This is a genomic window from Burkholderia sp. AU27893 (assembly GCF_002223205.1).
Lineage (GTDB): Bacteria > Pseudomonadota > Gammaproteobacteria > Burkholderiales > Burkholderiaceae > Burkholderia.
In genome coordinates, this window is the sequence record NZ_NKFD01000004.1 from 2,719,328 (window position 1) to 2,738,653 (window position 19,326).

The window sequence follows — 19,326 nt, forward strand, 5'->3', positions numbered from 1 at the left end:
CGACAACCGATACCCAAGGAGACAAACCGTGGTCGACAAAGCCGTAGCCGAATTCTGGCAAAACATCCCGCCGATTGCCAATCCGTTCAAGCCCGATGCACTGCCCGAAGCGTACATCGCGGACGCAGCCACCGACGACGAGCGCTATTACGTTCCGTTCACCGAAACGGTTTCGTCGCGGCCGCTGTGGATCTCCCCGTCGCAGAACAAATGGTGCGACATCCTGATGGCCAAGGAAGCCGGGCTCGTGAACCGGCACTATCACCCGCACGAGGTGTTCGCTTACACGCTGTCAGGCAAGTGGGGTTATCTGGAGCACGAATGGACCGCGACACGCGGCGATTTCGTGTACGAGACGCCGGGCGAAGGCCACACGCTCGTCGCGTTCGATCACCCGGAGCCGATGCGCGCGTTCTTCATCGTCAAGGGGCCGCTGATCTGGCTCGACGAAGCAGGCAACCCCGACGGCTACTTCGACGTGCATTCGTACATCGCGATGTGCAAGGCGCATTACGAGCGGGTCGGCCTCGGCGCGCAAGCAATCGAGAAGCTGTTCCGCTGACGTGCGGCGAGGCTCATCATGACATCCTCCACCTCCTCCCGATCCGCGTGGACGTACGAGAACAGGTTGCTGCTGATCCTGTTCATGACGTTCGGCTTCGTGTTCTTCGACCGCCTCGCGCTGTCGTTCCTGTTCCCGTTCATGTCGGCCGAGCTCCACCTGACGAACACGCAGCTCGGCATGGTGTCGTCCGCACTCGCGCTCACGTGGGCATTGTCCGGCGCCGCGACGGGCGCGTGGTCCGATGCGCGCGGCACGCGCAAGCCGCTGCTGATCGCGGCCGTACTCGGCTTTTCCGCGTGCTCGGCGCTGTCGGGGCTCGTCGGCGGCTTCGCGAGCCTGATCGCGTTCCGTGCGCTGATGGGCATCGCCGAAGGCCCCGTGCTGCCGCTGTCGCAATCGCTGATGGTCGAAAGCTCGACGCCGAGCCGCCGCGGGCTGAACATGGGCCTGCTGCAAGGCTCCGCTGCCGGCCTGCTCGGCGCGATGATCGGCCCGCCGGTGGTCATCGGCATCGCGACCACGTACGGCTGGCGCGAGGCATTCTACGTGTCGTGTATTCCCGGCGTCCTGATCGCATTCTGCATCTGGCGCTGGGTGCGCGAGGCGCCGCCCGGCGGCGTGCGGCACGCGCAGGCCGAACCCGCCGGCGCACCGGCCGCGAGCGGCGCGGCAGTCAATCGATGGGCGCTGCTGAAGGAGCGCAACATCCTGCTCTGCGTGCTGATCAGCTGCTTCTTTCTCACGTGGTTCGTGGTGATCATCTCGTTCGCGCCGGTGTTCCTCGTGGAAAGCCGCCATCTTTCGCCGTCCGACATGGGCGTCGTGATGACCTGCCTCGGCGCCGCGTGGGTGTTCTGGGGCTTCGCGGTGCCGGCGATCTCCGACCGGATCGGCCGCAAGCCGACGATGATCGCGTTCGCGCTGATCGCGGCCGCGTGCCCGGTCGTGATGATCCATGCCGGCTCGCTGTGGGCGCTCGGCGCGCTCGTGTTCGCCACGTACACGGGCCTCGGCTGCTTCACGCTGTTCATGGCGACGATCCCGGCCGAAACGGTGCCGCCGCGCGCGATCGCCAGCGCGCTCGGCCTGATCATGGGTGCCGGTGAGTTGATCGGCGGCTTCGTTGCACCGACCGTCGCCGGCTTCGCGGCGGACACGTACGGCCTGCAGTTCGCGATGTGGACGTCGGCTGCCGGCGCGATCCTCGCGTGCGTGCTGTCCTTCGGCCTCGTCGAGACCGCGCCCGCCGTGCTGCGCAAGCGCGCACTCGCCGGCTCGGCTGCGAGCCATCTCGATGCACAGAATTTCGGAGGCCACTGACATGCGGGCACTTCAATGGCATGGCCCGCGCGACGTCCGTCTCGTGGAAATCGACACACCGCGCGTCGGCCCCGGTGACGTGCGCATCGCGGTCGCGTACTGCGGGATCTGCGGCAGCGACCTGCACGAATATGCGGACGGCCCGCACGCGATTCCGGTCGACACGCCGCATCCGCTGTCGCGCCGCACCGCGCCGCTGACGCTCGGCCACGAATTCTGCGGCACCGTCGTCGAAGTCGGCGAAGGCGTGACGGCGCTGCGCGCGGGCGATCGCGTCGCGGTCGAGCCCGAGTATCGCTGCAGCCAGTGCGCGTATTGCCGCACGGGGTCGTACAACCTGTGCGTATCGATGGGTTTCGCCGGGTTAATGGGCGACGGCGGCATGGCCGACTTCGCGGTCGTGCCGGCGTACATGCTGCATCGCCTGCCTGACGGCGTGAGTCTCGAACAGGCCGCGGTGATTGAGCCGGCGGCCGTCGCGCTGCACGCGTTGCGGCGTGGCGAACTGCGGCTCGGCGAAACCTGTGCGGTGTTCGGCCTCGGGCCGATCGGCCTGCTGCTGATCATGCTCGCGAAACTGCAGGGGGCGACCACGATCGTGGCCGTCGACGTCTCGTCCGAACGGCTCGCGGCGGCCGCGCGCGTCGGCGCGACGCATATCTTCGACGCGCGCGCACTCGGTGCATCCGCGCTGCAGGACGCGATCCGCTCGGTCACGGGCGGGCTCGGCGTCGACGCGAGTTTCGAAGCCGCCGGGCTGCCGGCCACGTTCGAATCGGCGATGGGGGCACTGCGCAAGGGCGGCCGCGTCGTGATGGTCGGCCTGATGCCGCATGCCGGCTTCGACGCGTTCCGCGCGGTCAACGACGAGCTGACCTTCACGGCGAGCGTCGGTTACCGGCATGCGTACGAAGACCTGCTGCGCATCGTCGCGACGGGCGCGCTCGACCTCACGTCGATCGTCACGCGCACCGTGTCGCTCGAAGACGCCGTTGCCGACGGCTTCGACGCGCTGCTCGCCGACCGCGCGCAAATCAAGATCCTCGTTTCACCCGCGCAACGGCCGGCCCGTCGCGCACAGACCATCGGGAGCGTCGAGCATGAGTCGTCAGTGGGCGTTTGAAGGCCGGTCCGTCGTCGTGACGGGCGGCACGTCGGGCATCGGTGCGCGCACGGCGATGCGGTTCGCGGAAGCCGGCGCGTCGGTCGTCGCGCTCGGGCTCGATGCAGCCGGCCCGCACGCGCCCGTGCATGCGGCTGTTCGCTGCGTGGAACTCGACGTGACCGACAGCGATGCGCTGACGAGCACGATCGCGGCGCTGCCGCGGCTCGACGTGCTCATCAACGGGGTCGGCATCAGCCGGCACGCGGACGAATACCGGATGGACCAGTTCGAGCTCGTGCTGAACGTGAATCTGACCTCGGTGATGCGTGCCTCCGACGCCGCGCGGCCGGCGCTGTCGGCGCACGGCGGCAGCATCGTCAACGTCGCGTCCATGTACACGTACTTCGGCAGCAAGGACCGGCCCGCGTACAGCGCAAGCAAGGGCGGCATCGCACAACTCACGCGCTCGCTCGCGCAGGCGTGGGCCGATCGCGGCATTCGCGTGAATGCCGTCGCACCCGGCTGGATCGATACGCCGCTCAGCAGCGGCCTGATGGCCGACATGCAGGCGTCGCGGCGCATCCTCGAACGCACGCCGCTCGGGCGGTGGGGCACGGCCGACGAAGTCGCGGACGTGATCCTGTTCCTGTGCTCGCCCAGCGCGTCGTTCGTGACCGGCGCGGTCGTGCCGGTCGATGGCGGGTATTCGACGGTCTAGTGCGCTGCCGAGCGGGCATCGGCACGCCCGCGATTGCTGCCGATGCCCGTCACACATCGATTTCCTTCGGTTGTCACTGAGCCGGGATTCGTCAGGCTCAACTTTGTTCATATCAATCAGTAGTCCAATCAAAAATATCCGACTCGATCGGAAGCATGTGAGGAGCACATTGGAGATGACGAAAAGGACCCTTCTGGCGCTTGCGGCATGCACCATTCCCGTCGTGTCGTTCGCGCAGAGCAGCGTGACGATGTTCGGGCTGATGGATGCCGGCATCAGCTATGTCAGCAATCAAGGCGGCCACGGCGCCGCGAAGTTCGACGACAACATCTTCTTCCCGAACCTGCTCGGTTTCGAAGGCAAGGAGGATCTCGGTGCGGCACGCGCGCGATCTTCCGGCTCGTCAACCAGTATTCGCTCGGCAACGGCTCGATCATCGGCGGCGGGCTGTTTGCACGCACGGCCTATGTCGGGCTGCAGAACGACCGGTACGGCACGCTGACGCTCGGCAACCAGTACGAGTTCATGGTCGATTCGCTGGCCGCGAGCGGCAACGAGATCGCGCAGGATCTCGTCGGCCTGTACGGCTTTCGCAACGGGCCGTTCGACAAGCTCGCGTTGCCGAACAATCCGACCGGCGCGTTCGACTGGGATCGCGTCGCGGGCAGCAATCGTGTCGCGAATTCGGTCAAGTACACGAGCCCGTCGTTGTCGGGCCTTACCGTCGGCGCGCTGTACGGCTTCGGGAACGTCGCGGGGTCGGTCGGCGCGAACAACACGGTCAGCGTCGGCGCGAGCTACGACAACGGCCCGTTCGGCGCGGGCGCAGCCTATACGAACCAGAAGTACGGCGCGACGGACGGGCTGCCGCCGACCAGCGTGCGCAACTGGGGCGCGGGCGTGCACTACACGCTCGGCACGGTCACCGCGAAAGCGCTCTTCACGACCGTACGCAACGCGCAGAACGGCGCGGGTGCGTGGTCGGCGGAAGCCGGTGCCGCATGGCGGCCATCGCCGGCGTGGGTGATCGGCACGAGTTACACGTACATGAAGGGCAACGACACGCTCGACAACGCGCACGCGCACCAGGTGCTCGCCGCCGTCCAGTACTGGCTGTCGAAACGCACGATGGTGTACGTCGCGGGCGTGCATCAGCGCGCGAACCACGGCAGCAACGCGCAGATCAATGGCGTGATGGATGCGAACGGCGCGTCGAGCGGCGCGCTGCAGTCGATCGCGCGGGTCGGGTTCAGCACGCGGTTCTAGGCCGCCTTCTCGGCGGATTCTGGCAGCGACCCTGTGTCTGGATCGCCTGACGACGCAGGCGCGGAGTCGGCCCGCGCTGCCGCGTTCGTCGTCACACGCTGCCGGCCATCCTCCGATCGAGTCGGTTCGAATCGCAACGAATGCACACCGCGACTAACCCGACGATCCCGCACCGCCCCCGTCCTGCATCGCCGCATCCCGACACTGCGACGGCGTGACGCCGAAGCGCCGGCGAAACAGGCGCGCGAAATACGCCGGATCGGAAAACCCCGACTGCAGCGCGAGGCGCGTAATGCTCGCACCGTCGGCGCCGGTTTGCGACAGCACTTCGTGGCACTTCTCGAGCCGCAGGCGCTGGATCATCGCCTGCGGCCGCTCGCCGATCGATTCGAATGCCTGGTAAAGCGTGCGGCGGCACACCTTCAATGCGGCGGCAATACGATCGGGCGACAGTTCGCCGTCGTCCAGATGCCGATGGATGTATTGCTGCGCGTCGCGCAGCAACGTCTCGCGGATCTTGCGCCGCGAAGCGGGCGCCGTGCCGTCCGCGAAATCGATGGTCTCGGCGAGCAACGTCGCCACCAGTTCCAGCACGCCGAAGCGGCTGCGCGGATTCATGCGCCGGCCCTCGGCGATCATCGCCTGCAGGCTCGCGAGCGCCACGGCCGCGCCGCCCGTCGTCGGCATCGCGCGGCCGATCGCTTGCCGGGCCAACGCCAGCAGCACGTCATGGTCGGCCACTTCGCACAGCATCGTGACGAATTCGCCGTGTGCGTCGTTTTGAATCCAGTATGGGCTGCTCGCCTCGTACAGCGTGAAATGCCCGGGCGGCACGATCACTTCGCACGCCCCCTGCTCGAGCCTCGCCACGCCGCTCAGTTGCCAGATCACCTTGATATAGCGGTGCTTCAGCGTCTTGCAGGCGTCGCGCCCGATGGAGACGCTGTGCGCGCTGGCCGCAACGCGCGCCACGCGGCAGCGCGCGTGATCGAACACGTCGACGCTCGCATCGAATTCGCCGGACGCGCCGGCGTTCAGCTCCAGCGGAAAGAACCGATGCCGGATCTGCTCCGACCAGCACGACACGCCGGCCGCCTGCAGCGTCGGATGCGCTTCCGAATCGATCATGACGTTCGCCTCCAGAAAAATCCGGCTTTCAAGTACATCCGTTGCGTGGCCGCCTGCCTGCGCATGCAGCGGGCGCGACGATCAACTCGCCCGACTTCCGGTCATGTGCGACGACACGCGCCCGGCTAGCACCGATGAGAGGGGATCGGCTCGTAGCGTACGGCGCATCGATGCGAAAGACCATTCGCACAACTCCCATGGGTGGCCGGAAGGCTACCTGACGCTGTAAAGATTTCCCCTAGATGCACCGCACTCCTGACGGCTCTGCACGCAAACACATGCGAGCGAAAAACTGGCGCGGCACCCTGCTGACGGGCGGAAAGACGGCTTCCGGCCGTGCGCCGCAGGAGGAGACAACCGATGAAACGACGATCCCTTTCCGTGATGCTGTCCGCGCTTGTCGTCGCGCACGGCGCTCACGCAACCGAAGGCGGCGGCTCCGTCTATCCGACCGGGGCGGAAGGCTACCTGTGCTGCGCACTGCCGCCGCCGGGGCTCTATGCACTGATCTACGCGGAGCGCTACCACGCCGGCGAACTGCGCGACAACGACGGCCGCAACGTCGCGCCGCCGGACTTCGGCATCACTGCCTATTCGGTGACGCCACGGATCGTGTGGGTCACGCCCTACACGTTTGCCGGCGCGTCGCTGGCCATGCATGCGCTGCTTCCGCTCGTCACGCTCGACGTGCACGCGGGCGGGCAATCGCAGCGGCGGACCGGTGTCGGCGACATGACGTTCGGGCCGGCGCTCGGCTGGCACGTCACGCCGACGCTCCACACGCTGCTCGCCGTCGATTTCTTCGCGCCGACTGGCCGTTACGACAAAAGCGACCTGGCCAACATCGGCCGACACGTCTGGGCGATCCAGCCGATCGCGGGGATCTCGTATGGCGGCCGTACCGGGCCGGTGTTCGATGCAAAGCTGATGTGGACCTTCAACCAGCGCAACCACGCGACGGACTACCGGTCCGGCCAGGAATTCATCGTCGACTATTTGGCGGGCTGGGGTATCGGCAACGGGCTGACGGTCGGCGCGGGCGGCTATATCTACCGGCAGATGACGGACGACTCACAGGCCGGGCAAACCATCGCCGGCAATCGCGGCCGTGCGTTCGCGATCGGCCCGTCGATCAAGTACGACAGCGGGAAGGGCTGGTTCGTGACCGCCAAATACCAGACGGAAACCGATGTGCGAAACCGCCCGGAAGGCGCGGCGTTCTGGCTCAAGGCCGTGTTTCCGCTCTGATTCGAACGAAACCGCGTCGGCATCGCCCGACGCGAAGTCAGCGCAGGTCAGCCCTGCGCCGCCTCTTTCACCGACCGAGCAGCAGGTCAGCGCCGCGTTCGCCGATCATGATTGCCGGCGCGTTGGTGTTGCCGCTCGGCACCTGCGGGCAGATCGAGCAATCGATCACGCGCAGATTGGAGAAGCCGTGCACGCGCAGCGTCTTCTGGTCGACCACCGACGTCCGCGGGTCCGTACCCATCCTGCAGGTGCCGGCCGGGTGATAGACGGTCTTGATGTCCTGCCGCACGAATCGCTCGATTGCCGGTAGGTCGTCCGGATCGATCCGGGCAGGCGCGACGATTTCCTTCACGTGCGCCTGCAGCGCCTTCGCCGACAGGATCCTGAGCCCGGCCTGAACGGCCCGGATCTGGCCGTCGAGGTCGGCCGGGTCGCTCAGGAAATTCGCGTCGATCGTCGGCAGGTCCGCCGGATCCTTGCTGCGCAACGCCACCCGCCCGCGCGATTTCGGTTGCAGATGGCCGACCTTGACCGACATGCCGTGCTCGCTCGCCGGCGGCTTCTCTCCCGGCGTGTTGTCGAAATTGTCGAGCAACGGCAGGAAATGGAACTGCACGTCCGGCCGCCCCGTGCCCAGCGTGTCGATGAATGCGCCGCCTTCGAGGATGTTGCTGATCAGCAGCCCGCTCCTGAAGCACTTCCATTGCAGGAAATGGCGCATCGCCCGGAGCCCGGTGTTCTCGCCGTAGAGGCTCGCCGGTGTGCGAATCGACGCCTGCACCGACATGTGCAGATGATCGTGGAAATTCCGGCCGACCGGCAATGTGGCAACCGTATCGATCCCGAGCGCGGCAAGATGCTCCGCCGGCCCGATGCCGGACAGCATCAGCACCTTCGGACTCCCGATCGCTCCCGCACTCACGACGACCTCGTTGCGCACGCGCACCGACACGGGCGCATGACCGCCCTCGCTGAATTCGACCGCGACCGCACGCCCCGCATCGGTCCGGATCCGGTGCACGAGCGCGCCGGTCACCACCTTCAGCTTCGCGTCATTGCGCACCGACGCCAGATAGGTCTGCGCGGTGCTCGCGCGTTCGCCGTTGCGCGTCGTCGTCTGGTAATAGCCGACGCCCTGCTGCACTTCGCCGTTGAAGTCGTTGACGTAGCGCAGCCCCATTTCCTGCCCCGCCCGGATGAACGCGGCCGTCAGCGGATGGCGATAGCGGTTCTCGCTGACGGGCAGCGGGCCGGTCTGGCCGTGATACGCGGGCCCCAGGCTTTCGTTCGCTTCCGCCTTCATGAAATACGGCAGCACGTCGTCGTAGCGCCAGTCCGTGCATCCCCACTGCGTCGCCCAGTCGTCGTAGTCGTCGCGCTGCCCGCGGATGTAGATCATCCCGTTGACCGAACTGCCGCCGCCCAGCACCTTGCCCTGCGCGATGATCATGCTGCGACCGTTCGCGTTCGGCTGCGGTTCGGTCATGTACGGCCACGATTTCTTCTGGAACACCTGCATCACGCCGCCCGGAATCCGGTGAAACGGATTGTCGTCGCGCGTGCCGGCTTCCAGCAGCAGCACCGAACCGGCGTTCTGCTGGATCAACCGCGCGGCCACGACGCAACCGGCGGAACCCGCGCCGATGACGACGTAATCGAAGGTCAGGTCTTGAGTAGTCATGTGTCTGTCGAATGGGATAGGCGGGCGAGCAATGCCCGCGATCTTGTTGTTGTGTCTCCGAGCCGGCACGTGCACGGCTACATCGCGATCGTGACGACCTTCTCCTCCAGGTACGCATCGAGCCCGCTTTGCGACAGGTCGCGCCCGACGCCGCTCTCCTTGAAGCCGCCCCACGGCAGCCGCGCGTCGAGCGGGCTCCACGCGTTCACCGCGACCGCGCCGACCCGCAGCCGGGCCGCGGTGCGGTGCGCGGTCGCAAGATCGCGGGTCCACAGCGACGCGGACAGCGCGTAGACGGTGTCGTTCGCCAGCGCGACGGCCTCGTCTTCCGTATCGAATGGAATGATCGTGCCGACCGGCCCGAACACTTCGTCGCGCGCGATGCGCATCGCCGGATCGACATTCGCGAACACCGTCGGCCGCACGAAGAAGCCTTGCGACGGCACCGGTTCGTCGCCCGCGACCATCGTCGCGCCGTCGTGAAGCGCCACGGCGATATGCGTCTTCACGCGGTCGGCATGGCGGGCGCTGATCAGCGCGCCCATCTGCGTCGCCGGGTCGAACGGCGTGCCGACCCTGACCGACCGCGCCGCATGCGCGAGCGCGCCGACGACGTCGTCGTAGTGGCGGCGCTGCACCAGCACGCGCGTGCCGGCTGCGCACGTTTGTCCCTGGTTGACGAACAGCCCCATCGCGACGCCGGCGATCGTCTGCTCGAGATTCGCGTCGTCGAAGATGATTTGCGGCGCCTTGCCGCCGAGTTCCAGCGTCAGACGCTTGAACTGCGCGCCGGCTTGGCGCGCGATCGTGCGGCCGACCTCGGTGCTGCCGGTGAAACTGATCTTGTCGACGCCCGGGTGATTGACCAGCGCGGCGCCGACCGACGCACCGATGCCATGCACGAGATTCACGACGCCCGACGGAAAGCCCGCCTGCACGGCCAGGTCCGCCAGCGCCCCGACCGCGAGCGGCGCGTCCTCCGACGGCTTGATCACGACCGTGCAGCCAGCCGCGAGCGCGGGCGCCAGCTTCCAGCACGCGATCATCAGCGGCGCATTCCACGGCACGATCAGGCCGGCGACGCCGACTGCTTCGCGCACCGTGTAGTTGACAGTCGGGCGCCCCATGAAGCCGCCGGTCGGAATCTGGCGGCCTTCAAGCTTGTCCGCCCATCCGGCGAAGTAGCGCAGTGTGTCGATCGACATCGGCAGGTCCATCATGCGCACCTCCATGGCGGGGCGCCCCTGTTCGCGCGCCAGCAGTTCGACGAAGCGTTCCGCATCCTGCTCGAGCAGGTCGGCCAGCCGGTTCAGCAGCTTCGCCCGCGCCGCGCCGGGCAACCGGCTCCAGGGTCCGCCGTCGAATTCCGCGCGGGCCGCGCGCACGGCCCGGTCGACGTCGGCGCCGGTGCCGGCCGCCACGCGCGCAAGCAGGTGTCCGGTGCACGGTTCGAATTTCTCGAACCACTCGCCCCGCGCGGCGTCGCACGCGTCGCCCGCGATCCGGTGTTGAAGGGTGTACTCGGCTGTCATGGGGTGTCTCCAGATTGTTGAAGGCCGATCCGGCGCTGAAAACCCGATCGGCCTATCTGGCCCACTGTAGGACGCGGGTGGCGGCGCCGCTGGGACATCCGTGCATCGAATGCAGGATTCAGATGCACATGCGCGTGGCGTGTTCGTCGGCGCCGAACGCGGGCGCATCCGCACCGCGATCGGCATGCGCGGCCAGCGCCTGGTTGACTCGCGCATGGTTGGCGCACCGCACGGCCGGCGGCATCGACGCGTACGCCGCGTCGCGAATCAACGCGTGGCGGAACGAATAGAACACGCGATCGCGCCGATGCCGCGCGTACATGATCCGTTCTTCGAGCAGCAGCTGCAGGTGCGCGTCGAGCGTCGCGCGATCGTGCGGCGAGGCCGCGGCGAGCAGGTGTGCATCCACCTCGAGCCCGATCGTCGCGGCGAGCTGCGCGGTGCCGCGCGCGTCGTCGATCCGGTCGAACGCGCGACCGAGCATTCCGCCGAGACTGAGCGGAAGCGGGCACGGGTCCATCGTCCGCAGCGCCGCGAGCGAGCCGTCCGCGCCGCTCATCGTCAGCTCGCGCGCGATCGCCTCGATGAACAGCGGAATGCCCGCCGTACGACGGACGAGCGGATCGATCCAGGTCGGATCGAGCGCGCCCTGGCCCAGATACGCCGACATCAGGCGCCGCGCATCGTCGCGCGGCAGGCGGCGCAATACCAGGCGCTCGGCTGTGCCGCGCCAGCGCGCGAGCCCGGCGGGACGCGACGTGAGCACGATGCAGAGCGCCGCCGCACGCGGCGAGCGCTGCAGGTACGCCAGAAAATCCTCGGTCGAGCGATCGATCCACTGGACATCCTCGACGACGAGCAACACCGGCGCGCCATTGCCGAGCGACACGATCAATTGCTCGAGCGCATCAAACAGCGCGTCCTGTTCGCACTCGCTCGTCCGCCTCGCCGCTTTCGCATCGCAGGGCAGCCCCAGCCAGGTCGCAAGCGCGACACGGGCCACCGCCCGATCGCATTCGAGCGCCGCCAGCATCGCGTCGATCGCCGCGCGCGTGATGTCGGCCGGACTGTCGGCGTCGAGCTGCCAATGCGCGCCGATGAACCGCAAGATCGGAAAGAGCGCATGATTCTCCCGCTCCGGCTGGCATCCGCAATGCGCGAACGCGTGGCCCTGTGTCCGCACGGCCTCGCACAGCGCGTGCACGAGGCGCGACTTGCCGATTCCCGCGTCGCCGACGACAAGTCGCGGCGGCACACCGTGCATTGCGCGACGATGACGTGCAAGCGTCTCCTGCCACGCACGCAGCAGTGCATCGAGTTCGCGCGTGCGGCCGATCATCGGTGCCCGCATACCGCCGTCGAGCGAATCGAACGGCGTATCGGCCCGCCGCTCGCCGAGCAGTTCATACACTGGCTGTGGCGCGAGGCCCGCCTGGGCCAGCTGCAACGCTGTCGGCCGAAAATCCGCATGCCGTTCGAGCGCGAGCCGCGCATCGTCGCTGATCAGGATCTGCCCGGGCCCGGCCAGCCGCAACAACCGCGACGCGGCGGCCGGCGTCGATCCGCCCGGCCTCTGCGACGCAGGCGCGAGCACCTGCCCGACGTGAATCGCGGCGGCCACTTCGACGCGCCAGCCTTCGCCGCTGTCCGTACAGCCGGCTTCGGCCGGCGCCGGCAGCCGCGCGCGCCCGGCCACCCGCACCATGTCCAGCGCCGCACGCGCCGCGCGGCGGGCAGGCCGGTCGATATCGCCTTGCAGGCCAAAATGGAACAGCAGCGTGTCGCCGAGCCGCTCGTCGACCTGCGCGCCATAGCCGACGGCGATATCCGCGCACTTCGTCAACCATTGCGCCTCGTAGCGATCGAGCAGGGCGCCGTGATCGGTGCCCGCATGACGTTGCCGGCCGTCTCCGGCGATCGTCACGCAACAGCAGAGCGTGGTGACCTGCCGGTATTCGCCAGCCGTTGCGATCGCTTCACCGTGCGGCATGCACGGGGGTGGGCGCATAGGCCGGCTTGCACGGCCGGCATCGAACGGACCGACCAGCGCGGCGAAATTGAGCACGCGAAACTGCTCGGCGAGTTCGTCGGCCGAGGCGGCACGCTGCGCCGGATGCTTGCTCAACGCACGCCGCAGCACCGAGCCGAGCGGATGCGACGCGATCGCCGGAGGAAGCGCGACATCCACCGGACTGAGCTGCTGATAAAGTACGTCGGCCACGCTGGCGCCCTGCATCACGACTTCGCCCGTCAGGCATTCGATCACGACCAGGCCCCACGCGTACAGGTCGCTTCCGGGCGTCGGCGGTTCGTTGCGCAGCTGCTCTGGCGCGCAGTATGACGGCGAGCCGAGCACCTCGGCCCCGAGAGTCGCGTCCTGGGGCGCGCTATCTGTCGCGCCGGGCAACAGCGCGCCGATCCCGAAATCGAGGAGCTTCGCGTGCGGTCCGTCGTCGGCCATTGCGAGCACGATGTTTTGCGGCTTCAGATCCCGGTGGACGATGCCGCGGCGATGCGCGGCTGCAAGCGCATCGAGCACCTCCGTCATCAGCCTTCCCGTGTCGACGGCCGACAGCGGCCCCTCCATCGCAAGCCGGTCGCGCAGGGTCTGGCCGTGCACGTATTCGAATACGGCGAACAGCCGCCCATTGGGTGCTTCCCCCTGGTCCAGCAGCGCCACGATGTTCGGGTGCCGCAGCGCCTCGCACAGGCTCGTCTCGCGCCGGAAGCGCATGCGCTGGCGGGCGCGCTCGGCTTCGGTCCACGCGACCTCGTCCCGCATCAGCTTGATCGCGACGTCTTGCCCCGTCTCGCCGCAAGTCGCGCGAAACACCACGCCGCTGCCGCCTTCGCCGAGCAGCGCACCGAGCCGGTAATGCCGCTTGCCGGCCAGCACCGCGAACGGCGCGGCAAGTTGCTGCGATTCATGCGCGTGCGGCGCGACGCGTGCGTGTGTCGCGGTCGACAACCCGGGCTGTCGTTCCGCGTTCACGAGCAATGGACGACCGGATCCGGCGCCGGACGATGCATGCCGATACGCGGCTCGACGCCCGGCACCGACTGGCATTCGAGGCGCTCGCCGCGCATGACGCGGAACGGGAAATCGCCGAAGCGGACGCTGCCGCGCCGCCGCTCGACCAGCTGACTCGCGTCCAGCCCCGGCAGCGCCGCGAACTGGCTCCGGGCGCGATGGATCTGCACGTTGAGATGGGACGTATCGATACCGAGCATGCGCGCCAGCCGGTCGAGTTCGATCCAGCCTTGCGTGGCAGCATCGTAGCCGGCCTGCATGTCGGCCGAACGTGCGCGGGCGAGCGTGACGAGGCTGTAGTGATGCGCGCGCTCGCCGAGATCGACCACGCCGCCGCGAACATGCAGCAGCGCACGCGCATGCTCTTCGTCCCGGCTGACGAAGAATTCGAGCAATCGGGCCGGCACGGCCGGATCGGCCGGCGCGCGCAGCGTCATCGTCGAGCCGTGGCGCACGAGCGCCACGCGCCACGTCACGTCGCCCGTCGACACTTCATCGCCGTCATGGAGCGCGCGCGGCGGCAACGTGTCGTCGCACAGCCAATCGCCGGCCGGCGACCGGACGATCGTGACCGGCTGCGCGGCGTGGGCGGCCAGGATCTGGCGCGGCGTGAGCACGATCGGGTGCACGGCGCCCCGTACCGGCCACAGCGTATCGGCCGGATCGTCGAGCGACGCGACGCGCCAGGGCGCGACACCCGCCCTGCCGAACCGGATCACGTCGCCTCGCTGCAGCACCGCGTGCTCGCCGTCGCGCAATGGCACGCCCGATACCGACGTGCCGTTGCTGCTGTGATCATGGAGCTCCCATCGGCCGCCGACCCAGCGGATATGGGCATGGACCCGGGACACCGACGCGTCGCGGATGACCGTATCGCAGCGCGCGGCATCGCGGCCGAACACGTGATACGCGCGGAGCAGGCACGCTTGCCCGGAAAAATCGTTCTTGAGTATCGCCATGGCCGCCCCGTATCGGATTCGCCCGGATCGCTCGAGTGACGCGTCGACGCCCGGGAAAGCGATTGATTCAGTGATCGCGAACGGTGTGGACCGTTCGCCGCCTCGTTACCAGTTTCTTCACCAACTTCCTTTCGGATCGTTGCTCATCCGGCGCGTGTCATTTCGGCTAATTGAATGGTCGGTGGTTTTGTTGTTTTAAATTCGAGCAACTTGATTAAAATCCTGCCAAACAAAATCCCGCATCGCAATCGAAATACTCAAATCCCGTTTTGATATTGCAATGCTTTACATTTTCGACGAATCTTCACTTCAAATATAAAGGGTCGAAAATCTTCACCGCCTCGCAACCCATGACAGGCTTGCATCAAGCAGAAACACCACATTGAATGACGGGGGGGCATTTAAATACCTTTGCTGGCGCGGAAGTTTTGTTTGATCAACAGGAAATAAATTAAACAGTTCAAGCTAATTAAATAATGTTTTCCGGTGTTTTAGTAGATTGCATTACATGAATTGCCGCAAGGTTCAAGCGTGTCACGGTCATTTTCTCGCGATGTCATCGGCATGTGGATACATGCCGGCACGCGGCTGCCTCACGATCAACGGCTGGCGCAGGCTGCAGAAGCCGGCAATGCATCGACTGTCTGATCGTCGCGGCCGACTCGCCGACGAACCCGATGAAGCGCATCGACGGCAGTCTCCGCCGCAAGCCACCAGCCTCACCCCCGCCCCGCCATCCAGCCCCAATAAATCCCCTTGACGACCTATCTTTCGATATATATCTTTAGATATGTTTTACGACATATAGGACACGATCATGCGACACAACCCCTCCCGCGGCCATGCCCGCCCTGACGGGTTCGCCGGTCTCTGGTACGCAATCGGCCGCCATCGCCGCGGCCACGATCCGTTCGGCGGTGGCCCGTTCGGCGGCCGTGGCGGGCGCGGCGGCTTTGGCGATTTCGGCGACGACGGCATGCCGCGCGGCCGCCAGTTCAGCTCCGACGATCTGCAACTGTTGCTGCTCGCGCTGGTCGCCGAGCAACCGAGCCACGGCTACGAGCTGATCAAGGCGCTCGACACGCGTTCGAACGGTTTCTACAGCCCGAGCCCCGGCATGGTGTATCCGGCGCTCACGTATCTCGAAGAAGTCGGCTTCGTCGCGTCGCAGGCGGAAGGCAACCGCAAGCGCTATGCGCTGACCGACGCCGGCCGCGCGCATCTCGACGCGCAACGCGAGCGCGTCGACACGCTGTTCGCGCGCCTCACGCACCTCGCACGCAAGATGGAATTCATGCGCCGCGCGTTCGCCGGGGAATCGGCGGGCAACGAAACGCCGGACGACGCGCAAGCCGGCTGGCTGCCGGAGTTCGTCGAGGCGCGTCTCGCACTCAAGCGCGCGCTGCTGCACAAGAGCGCCGCCGACGCCGACGAACAGCGCCGCATCGCCGCCATCATGCGCCGCGCGACGGCTGAAATCGAAGGGGGCACCGGTGCGTAATCCGCGCCGCCCCTTCAACCCCTAAGGAGAACGGACTGATGCAGAACACATCCGACCGCACCGTGACCCGCGTGCGCCATACCCTCAAGTTCCGCTTGCTGCAGGTCCTGCGCGTGCACACCGTCACGCCGCACCTGCTGCGCGTCACGCTCGGCGGCCCCGATCTCGCGGATTTCGAATCCGCGTCGTTCGACGATCACGTGAAAGTGTTTTTCCCGCCGCCCGGCGCCGAACGGCCGGTGCTGCCGACGCTCGGCGCGAACGGTCCCGAATTTCCGGAAGGCGAACCGAAGCCGGTCGCGCGCGACTTCACGCCGCGCCGCTTCGACCGCGCCGCCGGCGAACTCGATCTGGAATTCGTGCTGAACCACCCGGGCCCCGCGTCGCAGTGGGCCGCCCAGGCACGTGTCGGCCAATGGCTCGGCATCGGCGGCCCGCGCGGTTCGTTCGTCGTCCCGACCGGTTTCGACTGGCACCTGCTGATCGGCGACGATACGGCGCTGCCGGCGATCGCGCGGCGTCTCGAGGAATTGCCGGCCGGCGCGCGCGTAGCCGTCGTGATGGAAGTCGCGGATCGCACCGCGCAGATCGCGTTCGACACGCGCGCCGACGTGCATGAAATCTGGCGCTTCCGCGCCGAAGCCGACGCGGCGGACGACGACGTGCTGCTGAATGCCGTGCGCGACCTGCCGCTGCCGCCGTCCGGCGACGGCTACGTGTGGGCGGCGGGCGAAGCGCTGTCGATGCGCGCGGTCCGCCAGCACCTGACCGGCGAGCGCGGCGTCGACAAGTCGCGCATCCGCGCGGCGGCCTACTGGAAGCGCGGCGCGGCGGCCGTGCACGAAACGTTGGAAGACTGATGGATGCGGGTGCCCGGCAAACGGGTACCCGATTGAGATTGACCGGCCGATGACACAATCGTGGCGTCGGCGCACCAGCGGGCTTGGCACCGCGATCGCGACTGGTATATATCTGTGGGTGCGACGCCGCTGTCGGGCGACAGCCGCCGCAGCCCGCCCAGGAGCGCCCGGTCATGACAAAAGAAAGCCACGCTTCGCCGTTCCTTCGCCACCTGAAGATCGTCGGCTATTGCGGCCTTGCCGCGGTAGTGCTCGCGCTGTTCGTCGCGATGTGCGCGATCCTGAAGGAAAGCGCACTCGACCGCGACGCCGCGCAACACCCGGCCGATACCGCTGAGCTGCACGATGCGGGCGCTGGCCCGTCCGCATCGGCCGAATCGGCCAAGACACCCGGCTGACGGCGTCCTGCCCGATCTCCTGCTACTTACGACTTACGGCGCGTGCCGGCGGCCCATCACGGCGGCATGCACCGAATCGCCGAGCCGTTCGAGCAGCGCGATCACGCGTTGCCCGTACAGGTGCGCGGCCAGCGCGCCGGCCGTGCCGACCAGCACGCCGCCCGCCATGTCGAACGGCCAGTGCACGCCCGCATAGATACGTCCCCATGCAATCGCCGCGGCCATCGCGACCATCACGAACCCGGTGAACCGGGTCGTGCCGCCGAGCATCAACCCGACCGCCATGCTCCACGCGAACGTCATGTGATCGCTCGGAAACGAGCTGTCCGGCGCGTGCGGAATCAGCTGCGTGCCGACGCCCGCCATGAACGGGCGCGGCGAGAACCAGAAATGTCCGATGACCTGCGCGAGCACGAGCGCCACGCACACGCCGACGCCGGCTTCGATCGCCTGGCGCCGCGTCGGGCGCGTGCCGAAGATCCAGGTCAGCAGCAGCATCGCGGGCAACGCATAGACGAGCCAGTCGGCGGCGAAGATGGCGAGGCGGGCAACGCCCGGCTGCGGCGCAACCCCGGCGTTGATGGCGGAAAAGAGGGTGAGATTGAGGGTCTGCATGAATCCGGTTGCGTGGGGCGTAAAAAATCGGCCGGTTGCCCGGCCTGATACGAACGATGCTAAGGCGCACCCGCTTAAGCGATGCTTAATAAGACGGCCGCGCGCGACGAAGCCCGCCGCCGCGAACGCGCTTAGAGCCCGCACTGCAACACAAGTTCACACATTTGTCACATTCCTGCGGGACCGTCTCCCGGAAAGGCTCACCAGGCGTCCCGTAAAGACTCACCTTTTTCACATCGTGGCGTCATCGACGTGTGCAAACATCGGGGCGCCGGATGCCACCCAGGCCGTTTACCTCATTCATCTCAATATTTACGCGGCGAATGCTGCGAAATCGGCAACAATTAATTCCTAATGCGGCATCGCACAACGGTCACGCACAGGCATAGGATTACGAGCTTACGAGCACTCATCCACGAAGCGATCAACAACAAGGAGTCCGCATGAAACCCAGCGATGTCCGATCGAAAGCGTTTGCGATGCCGTTGACCAGCCCCGCCTTCCCGATGGGCCCTTACCGTTTCGTCGATCGTGAGTTCCTGATCATCACGTATCGCACCGATCCGGACCGTCTCCGCGAAATCGTCCCCGAGCCGCTGCAGGTCACCGAGCCGCTCGTGCATTACGAATTCATCCGCATGGCCGATTCGACCGGCTTCGGCGACTACACCGAAAGCGGTCAGGTGATTCCCGTCGAATACAACGGCCAGCCGGGCGGCTATACGCTCGCGATGTATCTCGACGATCACCCGCCGATCGCCGGCGGCCGCGAACTGTGGGGCTTCCCGAAGAAGCTCGCATCGCCCACGCTGCACGTGAACACCGACCACCTCCTCGGCACGCTCGACTACGGCAAGGTGCGCGTCGCCACCGGCACGATGGGCTACAAGCACAAGGAACTCGACATCGACGAGCAGACCAAGCGTCTCGCCGGCCCCAATTTCCTGCTGAAGATCATCCCGCACGTCGACGGCACCGCGCGCGTCTGCGAACTGGTGCGCTACTACATGCAGGACATCAAGATGAAGGGCGCATGGACGGGCCCCGCATCGCTCGAGCTGGCGCCGCATGCGCTCGCGCCCGTGGCCGACCTGCCCGTGCTCGAAATCGTCGAAGCCCGCCACATCGTCGCGGATTTGACACTGGGCCTCGGCGAAGTCGTCTACGATTACCTGGCTCAGTAACACGTCCGCAGTCCTTTCTCCCTGTCAATCCTTTCACCACGGGAATTCGAACATGAGCAACCTGAATGGCAAGACCGCAGTCGTCACGGGCGCCGCAAGCGGCATCGGCAAGGAAATCGCACTCGAGCTCGCGAAAGCGGGCGCGGCCGTCGCGATCGCCGACCTGAACCAGGACGGCGCGAACGCGGTCGCCGACGAGATCGTCAAGGCGGGCG

At 67.0% G+C, this 19,326-nt stretch carries 15 protein-coding genes and 2 pseudogenes; 11 read left to right on the forward strand and 6 right to left on the reverse strand.

The annotated features are described in order from the left end of the window. The first annotated feature begins 28 nt into the window (after window positions 1-28). The 5 genes and pseudogenes from CFB47_RS32180 (at window position 29) to CFB47_RS32200 (ending at window position 4,974) form a co-directional block, all read left to right on the forward strand. A complete protein-coding gene (locus CFB47_RS32180) occupies window positions 29-562 on the forward strand; it encodes a 2,4'-dihydroxyacetophenone dioxygenase family protein (RefSeq protein ID WP_089443698.1) in 534 nt (177 codons plus the stop codon). An 18-nt stretch (window positions 563-580) separates the two neighbouring features. After that, window positions 581-1,885: an MFS transporter gene (locus tag CFB47_RS32185; protein WP_089463475.1), complete on the forward strand. Its 1,305-nt coding sequence runs from the start codon at window positions 581-583 to the stop codon at window positions 1,883-1,885. Between the two features lies 1 nt (window position 1,886). Then, window positions 1,887-3,008, forward strand: a complete 1,122-nt coding sequence (locus tag CFB47_RS32190) for a 2,3-butanediol dehydrogenase (protein ID WP_089463476.1) — start codon at window positions 1,887-1,889, stop codon at window positions 3,006-3,008. Continuing rightward, a complete protein-coding gene (locus tag CFB47_RS32195) occupies window positions 2,986-3,708 on the forward strand; it encodes an SDR family NAD(P)-dependent oxidoreductase (protein WP_089463477.1) in 723 nt (240 codons plus the stop codon). Before CFB47_RS32190 ends, CFB47_RS32195 begins: the two co-directional genes overlap by 23 nt. Before the next feature lie 175 nt (window positions 3,709-3,883). Next, window positions 3,884-4,974: pseudogene (locus tag CFB47_RS32200) on the forward strand (porin). A 153-nt stretch (window positions 4,975-5,127) separates the two neighbouring features. Here the strand turns inward: CFB47_RS32200 and CFB47_RS32205 are convergent. Further along, entirely contained in the window at window positions 5,128-6,102 is a 975-nt protein-coding gene (locus CFB47_RS32205; protein WP_089463478.1) for a helix-turn-helix domain-containing protein, read from the reverse strand. Window positions 6,103-6,462: 360 nt separating this feature from the next. Here CFB47_RS32205 and CFB47_RS32210 point away from each other — a divergent pair, with 360 nt between their 5' ends. Next, window positions 6,463-7,350 carry a transporter gene (locus tag CFB47_RS32210; RefSeq protein WP_089463479.1) on the forward strand — a complete coding sequence of 296 codons (888 nt, stop codon included), beginning with the start codon at window positions 6,463-6,465 and terminating at the stop codon, window positions 7,348-7,350. 67 nt (window positions 7,351-7,417) lie between these two features. Here CFB47_RS32210 and CFB47_RS32215 read toward each other — a convergent pair whose 3' ends face one another. The 4 genes and pseudogenes from CFB47_RS32215 to CFB47_RS32225 form a co-directional block, all read right to left on the reverse strand. After that, window positions 7,418-9,031 (reverse strand): GMC family oxidoreductase, encoded by a 1,614-nt coding sequence (locus CFB47_RS32215; protein ID WP_089463480.1) that lies wholly within the window; start codon window positions 9,029-9,031, stop codon window positions 7,418-7,420. A 77-nt stretch (window positions 9,032-9,108) separates the two neighbouring features. Further along, window positions 9,109-10,563, reverse strand: coding sequence for an aldehyde dehydrogenase (locus CFB47_RS41380; RefSeq protein ID WP_089457240.1), 1,455 nt, complete (start codon window positions 10,561-10,563; stop codon window positions 9,109-9,111). A 130-nt stretch (window positions 10,564-10,693) separates the two neighbouring features. Continuing rightward, window positions 10,694-13,555 (reverse strand): annotated as a pseudogene (locus CFB47_RS32220) (TOMM system kinase/cyclase fusion protein); the annotation flags it as partial. Continuing rightward, window positions 13,552-14,553, reverse strand: a complete 1,002-nt coding sequence (locus CFB47_RS32225; protein WP_089463481.1) for an FHA domain-containing protein — start codon at window positions 14,551-14,553, stop codon at window positions 13,552-13,554. The gene CFB47_RS32225 and the pseudogene CFB47_RS32220, both read right to left, overlap by 4 nt. A gap of 817 nt (window positions 14,554-15,370) precedes the next feature. Between CFB47_RS32225 and CFB47_RS32230 the strand changes: the two genes are divergently transcribed. From CFB47_RS32230 to CFB47_RS32240, 3 genes are all read left to right on the forward strand, one after another. After that, a complete protein-coding gene (locus tag CFB47_RS32230; RefSeq protein WP_089463482.1) occupies window positions 15,371-16,054 on the forward strand; it encodes a PadR family transcriptional regulator in 684 nt (227 codons plus the stop codon). A 38-nt stretch (window positions 16,055-16,092) separates the two neighbouring features. Further along, window positions 16,093-16,914, forward strand: coding sequence for a siderophore-interacting protein (locus tag CFB47_RS32235; protein WP_089463483.1), 822 nt, complete (start codon window positions 16,093-16,095; stop codon window positions 16,912-16,914). 173 nt (window positions 16,915-17,087) lie between these two features. Next, window positions 17,088-17,312, forward strand: coding sequence for a hypothetical protein (locus CFB47_RS32240; protein WP_089463484.1), 225 nt, complete (start codon window positions 17,088-17,090; stop codon window positions 17,310-17,312). A 33-nt stretch (window positions 17,313-17,345) separates the two neighbouring features. On the opposite strand, the gene CFB47_RS32245 is transcribed toward CFB47_RS32240, so the two are convergent. Further along, window positions 17,346-17,927 (reverse strand): undecaprenyl-diphosphatase, encoded by a 582-nt coding sequence (locus CFB47_RS32245; RefSeq protein ID WP_089443706.1) that lies wholly within the window; start codon window positions 17,925-17,927, stop codon window positions 17,346-17,348. 443 nt (window positions 17,928-18,370) lie between these two features. On the opposite strand from CFB47_RS32245, the gene CFB47_RS32250 reads away from it, so the two are divergent. Further along, window positions 18,371-19,111 carry an acetoacetate decarboxylase gene (locus CFB47_RS32250; protein ID WP_021157498.1) on the forward strand — a complete coding sequence of 247 codons (741 nt, stop codon included), beginning with the start codon at window positions 18,371-18,373 and terminating at the stop codon, window positions 19,109-19,111. Window positions 19,112-19,163: 52 nt separating this feature from the next. Beyond that, a partial coding sequence (locus tag CFB47_RS32255) for an SDR family NAD(P)-dependent oxidoreductase (protein ID WP_143330890.1) occupies window positions 19,164-19,326 on the forward strand: 163 nt, incomplete at its 3' end.